An 8477-nucleotide genomic window follows, 5' to 3' on the forward strand; every position below is an offset into this window, starting at 1 on the left:
CCGATTCCCGTTTCCCTCACCGACAAAGAACGTACCCAGTTGGAGGCGTTGGTGCGTCAGCACACCACGGCGCAGCAACTGGCGACCCGAGCCCGAATTATTCTCGCCGCCGACGCCGGCACGGGGGTGCACGAAACAGCCGCCACGTTGCAGGTCAGTCGCTCGTTGGTCCAACGCTGGCGCCGACGTTGGCGCGAGCGCGCGGATCACCCCGTGCTTGAGCGTCTGAGCGATTGCCCGCGTTCGGGGACGCCGCCGACTTTCACCCCCGAGCAGATCTGCGCCATCATTGCCCTGGCGTGCGAGCCTGCGGTCCGCGAGGGGGTGAAGCTGGCGCGCTGGACCCATGAGGACTTGGCTGAAGAGGCCAAGGCGCGTGGGATCGTCGACGCCATCTCCGCGCACTCCATCGGACGCTTCTTACGCGAGGTCGATCTCAAGCCGCATCGCGTGCAAGGCTGGATCAACACCCCGCGCGATGGTGATTTCGCCGAGCGCTGTCGGGATGTCTGCGAGACCTATCGCCTGGCCCCGGATCATGACCGAGCCTGCGTTGCCAGAAAGTCCCTGGAACAACCGACATGACGCCAGTGTGCCCAATTTCGTGGTCGATGGCGTCCACTTTCTTGGCCGTTGCTTGATCAATGTCCTGACTCTAGTGGCCAACTGCGTGACCGTCGCCAGTTCACAGGGCAAGCCGCTCATGCAGCGGCAATTGTGCTGTTCCAGGCTTTGGTCCAGGCGCCCTGAGTCCCATCAGGCGCTGTTCTCACCCTTGGGTGGGCGGGTTGATCAGTTCAGCTTGCGCGACCCGCCGTGCTCGCCTCTGGGACCTCGATCAAACGTCCGGACTTGCAGTCGTAGATGTAGCCATAGACAGGGATGTCGCCTGGAACCAGGGGGTGGGCCTTGATGCGTTTGACGTCCTCCACCACGCTGGCCGCGTTGTCGCTGATGGTCAGCCAGTTGATGTAACGTCCTTCCGGTGAGCCTGGGCCGGCGCCAGTGTCGTGCCAGCCGTTTGCGTCGATAGTCGCGGTCTCCAGGCTCTCATTGAGCAGCCCGGCCATGATGTCGTTGGTGAAGGTCTCCATGCCGCAGTCTGTATGATGCACGACGAACCATTCGCGGGTGCCGAGCAATTTGTGCGAAATGACCAGCGAGCGAATGGCGTCATCACTGGCGCGGCCGCCCGCGTTGCGGATGACGTGGGCGTCGCCCTCAGCGAGACCCGCATACTTGGCGGGATCCAGGCGGGCATCCATGCAGGTTAGGATCGCGAAGTGTCTGGCCGGGGGCATTGCAAGCTGGCCTTTGTCCCCGAAGTCCGCCGCGTAGCGCTCATTCGCCGCCCGCACCTCTTTGACGATTTGACTCATTTCATCCTCCTCGATCTTATGTATTGAGCAGCTGGCACAGGTCGAGAGATCCGGTGAATACCCGACCTGTGCGCTAGAGATTAGTCAGTCGCCGAAGATTTGTCTGCATGACAATGACTGAGGTTAGCGCCGAGGCGCTTGAGCCGCGAAGCGGCGCAGGCCAGCCGGGTGCTTCAGTCTTGCTCCGATGGAGGGGGGCTCAGCCTGAATGAGAGGCTTCGTGCCAGGAAGGGAATCGCGTAAAGTCGCAGTCTGGTGCTCGGACTTTCGTTTGTTGCCGGAAAAGCTGGGTTGCTGAATGCAGTGGGTAACGGCATAAGAGGTGCTTGAGCCAAAGACCCCAGTAAAGCCTTACTTCGGCGCGGTTTTGCTGTTTTCCGTCCTTCAGCCGGCGGGTGAGCGGCTGATTGAAGACAAGGGCCGTCAAGTGTGTGAGTTTCTTGAGATGGAGGCTGAAATCTGACTGCTCTATTGAGGTGGAATGGGCTTGTTGCGCGTTTTGTTCCGTTGGGACGGCATGGCGTCAATCGCGTGAAGTTTGTTGAGGAGGCCAAATGAGCCAAGAGGCGTCTTTGCCTACGTCTGCCGAGTCGGGGCAGTTGAGTCCCGGGCTGGTGGACCCTTTCGGTCGGCGAATCACCTATGTCCGGCTGTCGATTACAGATCGCTGCGATCTGAGATGTGTCTACTGCATGTCCGAGCAGATGACCTTTTCACCGCGCAGTCAACTCCTGACCCTAGAGGAGATGGCTCGGCTCGCACGCTGCTTCAGCGACCTGGGTGTGACCAAGCTGCGGGTGACCGGGGGTGAGCCTTTGGTGCGTCCCAATGTCGTCTGGCTGTTCGAGCGTCTCGGTGAGCTGCCAGGCGTTCGCGATCTGACCCTGACCACCAATGCCACTCAGCTGGGCCGCTATGCGCAGTCGCTCAAGGACGCGGGCCTCACCCGGATCAACATCAGCCTGGACACGCTCAAGCCCGAGCGTTTTCGCAGCATTACGCGCGTCGGCCATATCGAGCGGACGCTCGCGGGGCTCGACGCGGCACTGCGCGTGGGTTTTGGTCGCATCAAACTGAATGCCGTCGTTCTGAAGCACCGTAATCACGACGAGGTCGTGGATCTGGTCCGCTTCGCCATCGCGCGCGGAGTCGATATCAGCTTCATCGAGGAGATGCCCCTGGGCGTGATCGGCGATCACGACCGGGCGGAGGCCTACTATTCCAGCGACGCGATCCGTCGCGATCTCGCCGAGCATTTCGAGCTGCTGCCAAGCATTCATGGGACCGGCGGTCCGTCGCAGTACTTCAACATTGCCGGGGAGGAAACCCGTGTCGGTTTCATCTCACCCCATAGCCACAACTTCTGCGGCGACTGCAACAGGGTGCGTGTCACGGCTCAGGGACGGCTTCTGCTCTGCCTTGGGCAAGAACACTCCGCGGATCTGCGCCGCGTCTTGCGCGGGCATCCGACGGACGATGAGCGGGTAAGACGGGCGCTGCTGTCGGCCATGGACCTCAAGCCGCAGGGCCATGAGTTCGATCTGACCGCCCAGCCGGTGATCTTCCGCCACATGAATTCGACGGGTGGCTGAGCGGCCGTGCCTGATGGAGGTTGGAAGGCGCGCAGCAACGCAAGCGGCCCGGCGATTGGGGGTCGATCACTTCGGGCAAAGCGACGTGGGAGCGGCGCCCCGCCGCGATCGCGCGCCCGTTGCGGCGGCGCGCCGCTCCCACCAAATCGAGCGGCTGCGGTGCTGTTCCAGGGTAAGCTTCAGTCCAGGCAATGTATCTTGCTGATTGGGATGCGTGGCTCTGTGCAACGCAGGGCGCCATGCCCTCGCCAGGGCGATTGCCGGAATTCCAGGGCGGGAAAGAGCATCAACCTGTGCGTTCCGAGCTGCCGCTCGCCTCACCTTCTAGCCGCGCCAACCTTGCCTCCAGGGCCTCGATCAGCCGTTGCTGGCGCTTCACCTCTTTGAGCAGCGTCGGTAATCGGCCGAGTGCTGCCTGCTCACGTAGGTTGCGGCTGACCGCCCGCGCCGGCGTGCCGTTGACGGCGGTGCCTGGTGCGACGTCATTGGTCACACCGGCTTGGCCGCCGATGCGAGCACCGTCGCCGATACTGAGGTGGTCCGAGATCGCCGCCTGTCCGGCGATGATGCAGCCGGTGCCGATGCGGGTGCTTCCGGCGATGCCGCTTTGGGCAACCATGATCACATGCTCGCCGAGGCGCACGTTGTGGGCGATCTGCACCAGGTTGTCGATCTTGGTTCCACGGCCCACCCGCGTGGTGCCGAGCGTCGCGCGATCCACGCAGACATTGCTGCCGAGTTCGCAATCCTCTTCAATCACGACCCGGCCGAGCTGCGGGACCTTGCGATGCCCGCTGCCGTCCCATTGATAGCCGAAGCCGTCGCCGCCGATACTCGTCCCTGGGTGGATGACGCAGCGGTCACCGATGGCGGTGCCGCGCTGCACGCTGACATTGGCGTGCAGCACGCAGTGCTGGCCCACCTCCACCTCTGGTCCGAGATAGACGCTGGGTCCGATGACGCTGCCGTCACCGACCCGCACGCCGGCTGCCAGCACGGCCCCAGGCGCAACGGTGACATCTCTCCCCAGCACGGCGGACGGGTCGATGCTGGCATCGGCGTGGATGCCGCTGTAGTCCGCTGGCGGCAGGAACAACTCGGCGATGGCGAAGAAGGCTTGCCGTGGCTTGGGTACGCGGATGACGTTTTCGGGGATCGGCTCGGGGAAGTCCGGAGGGGCCAGCACCAGCGCCGCGGCCGAGGCGGCGATGGCCTCATGCTGATCCGCGGACTCGACGAAGCAGAGATCGCCTTCGGTGGCCTCGGTCAGCGTCGCAACGCCGCTCACGTCTGGCAAGGTCTCTGGCGGCGGTACGACGTCGAGACGGCGGCAGATTTCGGCGCAGGACAAGATCATGGCGTGTTTCCGGTTGCTCGAGAGAGGCGCGAGCGCAAGCCCTGTGGCGCCGCTAGAGCGCCGGACTATATCCGAGCGAGCAGTATCCTGGCCACTGATCCCCACAGTGCGTTGTCAACTCACCGATGAGACCTTCCTGCATCAGACCCTAGTCGTGATCTAAGAAAGTGGCCAGCAACAACTTCCCCCCTTTCGCAAAGGGGGGCCAGGGGGGATTTCGGGCGGGATCGCTCGCATCGGGAAACAATTGATGAGCGCTTTCTAAGAAAGTGTCCATCAACAACTTCCCCCCTTTCGCAAAGGGGGGGGGAGGGGGGATTTCCGGCGGCATCGCTCGCATCGGAAAACAATTGATGCGCACTTTCTAAGGGCGAGGGCCGGTGCTGGCCCAAGGGACTCCCTCACTTCGCCCGATAGAGTTCGGGCAGGCGCCGCTCCAACTCGGTTAGCTTCGGCTGGTCGTGGATGACGATGTAGGGCTGCGTGGGGTGCCGAGGCAGATAGTCTTGGTGATAGGCTTCGGCGTCGTAGAAGCCTTCGAGCGGCGTCACTTGCGTCACGATGGGTTTGGCGTAAACGCCGGCGGCGTTGAGCTGATCGATATAGGCTTGGGCGATGCGCGCTTGCTCCTCGTTGGCGTAGAAGATGGCGGAGCGGTATTGGGTGCCGACGTCCGGACCCTGGCGGTCGCGCTGCGTCGGGTCGTGCGCGACTTCGAAGAAGACCTTGAGCAGCTGCCCGTAGGTGACCTGGGATGGGTCGTAGGTGATGCGCACGGACTCGGCGTGGCTCGTTCGCCCCGAGCTGACGCGTCTGTAGGTGGCCGTGTTCGCATCGCCGCCGGCGTAGCCGGAGACGACGTCGCTCACGCCGCGAACGTGCTCGAACACGGCCTCGACGCCCCAGAAGCAGCCGCCGCCGAGGACGGCGGTCTGTGTGCCTGGCGTTGGTGTCTCGTCGACCTTGGGATCGGGGAGGCCTTCCGCGTGGGCGCTCCAGGTTGTGGTCAGGAAGGTGGCTGCGGCTAGTGTCTTGAGGCCTAGGCCCAGCAGACGGCGTCTCATCGCTTCACTCCTCGGTGGCTTTCGGTGTTGGTGTCATGCGGGCGGCGCGAGCTTGGTCAGGCCGGCCGCCTCCCCGGCGCACTGCGACTGCATCATGCTGTCTTTATGCTGCTCTCATGCACGGCGTCCTTGCCCATGTGGCTGTCGGCGAAGACGGCGGCGCCGCCGAAGGTAAGCACGAGCGAAAGCAGTGCGGCGCTGGTCGTTTTGATCATGGTGATCTCCCAAAGTTTGCCTCTGTATCCTGGTCCAAGGGCCGCTGCGTCTGGGCGCTGCGCTGGGCTCAGCTGCCGCCGAACCAGTTATACCCCTGGTCCTCCCAGTAACCGCCGGGATAGCTGTTGGTGACGAAGATCGCCTGGACGTGCTTGGGGTTCTTGTAGCCGAGCTTGGTCGGGATGCGGATCTTCATGGGGAAGCCATAACGGGCCGGCAGGGTCTCGCCGTCGTAGGTCAGCGTAAGCTGGGTCTGCGGGTGCAGGGCCGTCGGCATGTCGATGCTGGTGTAGTAGTCGTCCGCGCACTTGAAGCCGACGTACCGGGCGTTGAGGTCGGCCCCGATGCGCTTCAGGAAGACGTGAAAGGGCACGCCGCCCCACTTGCCGATGGCGCTCCAGCCCTCGACGCAGATATGTCGCGTGACCTGGTCGGTCTGGGGCAGGGCGCGCAGCTCGGTCAGCGTCCAGGGGTGGCGGTCGGCGACTAGGCCGGTGACCTCCAGGCGGAAGCTGTCCGCGTCGACCTGGGGAACGCGATTCAGACCGTAGAAGGCGTTGAAGGGGAAGGGTCGCGTGATCAGCGACTCCGCGTAGATCGGGGCGAGCCGCTTGGGGTCGAACAGCCAGGCTTGGACCCTATCGTTGAAGCGGTCGATCCGGCGCAGCGCGCCCTCGACCCCTGCCGAGTCGCTGAGGTCGCAGCCGGTCAGGAGTGACAGACCGCCCAGTGTCAGCGAGCCCTTGAGGAAGCGACGGCGCGCGGGTGAGTCGATGCGGCCGAGCGCCTCTTTGATGATGATGTCCTGATCCGGGTGATGAATCGTCTTGCGCATGGGGTGGTCCTCAGCGGCCGCGAATGATGGTGATCAGGGTGCGTGGCACGATCGCCACCATCACCAGGTGGACGGCCACGAAGCCGACCAGGCCGGCCATGGCAAAGAAGTGGATATAGCGGGCCGTCTCATAGCCGCCCAGCAGCCCGCGCAGCAGCGGGAACTGGACGGACTTCCACAGCACTAGGCCGGACAACACCAGCAGCAAGATGTCGAGCATGACGAAGAGATAGGCCGCACGCTGGACGGCGTTGTAGCGGGCCGGGTTTGCGTGCGAGAGGCGTCCGCGCAGCGCGGCCTTGAGGTCGGCCAAAAGGGTGCCTGGTGAGAGCGGCAGGAAGCGGCGCCACAGCCGTCCAGTTGCGATGTTGAGCACGAGATAGAGCATGCCGTTGGCAGCGAGCAGCCACATGGCGGCGAAGTGCCATTGCAGGGCGCCGGCCAGCCAGCCGCCGAGCGTGATGTCGTTGGCGAAGCGGAAGTCGAACAGCGGGGCGGCGTTATAGATGCGCCAGCCGCTCATAACCATGATGACGACTGCCAGGGCATTGACCCAATGCGTGATGCGCAGCCAAAGCGGGTGGATCGGCGCATGAAGTGTATCGACGGCGGTGGTCACGAACCAATCTCCTGATCGACAAGACAGTCGTCCACGCCGACGGTCTGCAGGACACGACCGGTGCGTGGATCTTGGACGAAGGCGCTGACTTCCAAGTGCGCTGGGTGCCAGCTCGGCGCCAGCGCGACGCTGCGTTGCAGGCTCAGCCGCCCCGCTTGCAGTGACAGGGGGCCGAGCCAGGCACGCACCACATGGTCGTGACGAAGCTGGCGCCCGCGGTTTTCACCTGAAGGGATATCGGAGCGCAGACCCTTTTCCGCAACCGCGACGTAAAGGAGGGCATTTTCGACGGCGCTGCTGGCTGTGGCGTCGATGTCGAGACGTCCGTCGTCCGCCAGGGCAGCCCGCAGTCCAATGTTGGCGCGGCCTGGTTGGTCATTGATTCGGGTGACCTGGCGCGAAATTGAGGTTGGTCGAGTCGCAGCGCCATTGACGAAAAACTGGGGTGTGTAGAGGGTCCGCGTGCCGTCCAGTCCGACGAGCCAGGAGTGCCTGTCGGCAAAGACAGCCTGTGCATAGGGATCCCGCCAGCCCAGGTCGTCCCAGTAACCGACGTGCAAGGCCAAGGGTACCAAGCGCTGGCTCGGGCGCAGTCTGCTCAGTCGCTGGTCCGCAGGCGGGCAGCTCGAGCAGCCCTCGGAGGTGAAGAGTTCGATCAGGGCGGCTGTGCCAGGCCCGCTCTCGATCTCGCAGACCGCCATGCCCGCGAGCGGCAGGCTCAGGATCGTCGCGACGAGCAGGGGGCGGACAGGGTGCATCGGACTTCACCTGGATTCGCTGGTTGGTTTGCGATCAGAACAGATTCGGCTGGGATCCTTCTTGCCATCACTACAAACTGAGTCGATACGAGGTGGTGATTGGTTACACGACCAGGAAAAATCTTTCTCCAGCCTGCTCCGATCGGCTTCTTTAGCCAAGAGCGGGCATAGAGCGAAGCGCAGACGAAGGCGGGGCAGACCGCGTCGAGACAGAGCTGCGGGGTTCTTTCCCGAGCTTGCTCGGTGGGTTCGCAGGATGGGAGCAGGCGCAGATGCGGGTCAAGCGCGAAGCCCGTTACCTGTAAGTCAGGGCGGGCAGATTCGTTCGCGGCTGCTCGAGCGCCAACGAATGGGGCAGAGTATAGGGGAGATTCAAGCTGGCCAGCTCTTCGATCGTCAGCTTGCCTCGGATGGCCGTCGCCACTGTCGCCACCCCTTTGCCGGCATTGCCGGGGCCGATGCACTGGAAGCCCAGCACGCGGCCGCTCTTGCGGTCCGCGACCCTCTTGCCGACCAGCAGTTTGCTACCCACCGGCCGCTCTCAGATCAGGGAGACGTCGTACAGGCTAAACCCCACCTAGGTGATTTCCGAATAACAGTTTACCCGGTTAAGATGGGATTTACTCAACAGACTGACCCTATCGAGTCCGACCATGT

The 8477-nt window shown here is 63.6% G+C and carries 10 protein-coding genes; 2 read left to right on the forward strand and 8 right to left on the reverse strand.

The features are described 5' to 3' along the window. Nucleotides 1–585 (forward strand): helix-turn-helix domain-containing protein (locus G3480_RS23855; RefSeq protein WP_164656735.1); only part of this gene is annotated, 585 nt, incomplete at its 5' end. Between the two features lie 212 nt (nt 586–797). On the opposite strand, the gene G3480_RS23860 is transcribed toward G3480_RS23855, so the two are convergent. Further along, entirely contained in the window at nt 798–1379 is a 582-nt protein-coding gene (locus G3480_RS23860) for a beta-class carbonic anhydrase (RefSeq protein WP_164656736.1), read from the reverse strand. Between the two features lie 554 nt (nt 1380–1933). Between G3480_RS23860 and moaA the strand changes: the two genes are divergently transcribed. After that, a complete protein-coding gene (gene moaA / locus G3480_RS23865; RefSeq protein ID WP_164656737.1) occupies nt 1934–2971 on the forward strand; it encodes a GTP 3',8-cyclase MoaA in 1038 nt (345 codons plus the stop codon). Between the two features lie 286 nt (nt 2972–3257). Here moaA and lpxD read toward each other — a convergent pair whose 3' ends face one another. From lpxD to G3480_RS23895, 7 genes are all read right to left on the reverse strand, one after another. Next, entirely contained in the window at nt 3258–4328 is a 1071-nt protein-coding gene (lpxD, locus tag G3480_RS23870) for a UDP-3-O-(3-hydroxymyristoyl)glucosamine N-acyltransferase (protein WP_164656738.1), read from the reverse strand. Between the two features lie 401 nt (nt 4329–4729). Continuing rightward, nucleotides 4730–5392: a peptide-methionine (S)-S-oxide reductase MsrA gene (gene msrA / locus G3480_RS23875; protein ID WP_164656739.1), complete on the reverse strand. Its 663-nt coding sequence runs from the start codon at nt 5390–5392 to the stop codon at nt 4730–4732. 92 nt (nt 5393–5484) lie between these two features. Next, nucleotides 5485–5607, reverse strand: a complete 123-nt coding sequence (locus G3480_RS29115; RefSeq protein WP_276611750.1) for a hypothetical protein — start codon at nt 5605–5607, stop codon at nt 5485–5487. Nucleotides 5608–5675: 68 nt separating this feature from the next. After that, nucleotides 5676–6443: a molybdopterin-dependent oxidoreductase gene (locus G3480_RS23880; RefSeq protein WP_164656740.1), complete on the reverse strand. Its 768-nt coding sequence runs from the start codon at nt 6441–6443 to the stop codon at nt 5676–5678. A 10-nt stretch (nt 6444–6453) separates the two neighbouring features. Continuing rightward, nucleotides 6454–7062, reverse strand: a complete 609-nt coding sequence (locus G3480_RS23885; protein ID WP_164656741.1) for a cytochrome b/b6 domain-containing protein — start codon at nt 7060–7062, stop codon at nt 6454–6456. After that, nucleotides 7059–7820, reverse strand: a complete 762-nt coding sequence (locus G3480_RS23890) for a DUF1223 domain-containing protein (RefSeq protein ID WP_164656742.1) — start codon at nt 7818–7820, stop codon at nt 7059–7061. The genes G3480_RS23885 and G3480_RS23890 overlap by 4 nt, the downstream gene beginning before the upstream one ends. 295 nt (nt 7821–8115) lie before the next feature. Further along, nucleotides 8116–8352 carry a hypothetical protein gene (locus tag G3480_RS23895; protein ID WP_164656743.1) on the reverse strand — a complete coding sequence of 79 codons (237 nt, stop codon included), beginning with the start codon at nt 8350–8352 and terminating at the stop codon, nt 8116–8118. Between the last annotated feature and the right edge of the window lie 125 nt (nt 8353–8477).

The sequence above is a fragment of the Thiorhodococcus mannitoliphagus genome, assembly GCF_010915725.1.
Taxonomy (GTDB): domain Bacteria; phylum Pseudomonadota; class Gammaproteobacteria; order Chromatiales; family Chromatiaceae; genus Thiorhodococcus; species Thiorhodococcus mannitoliphagus.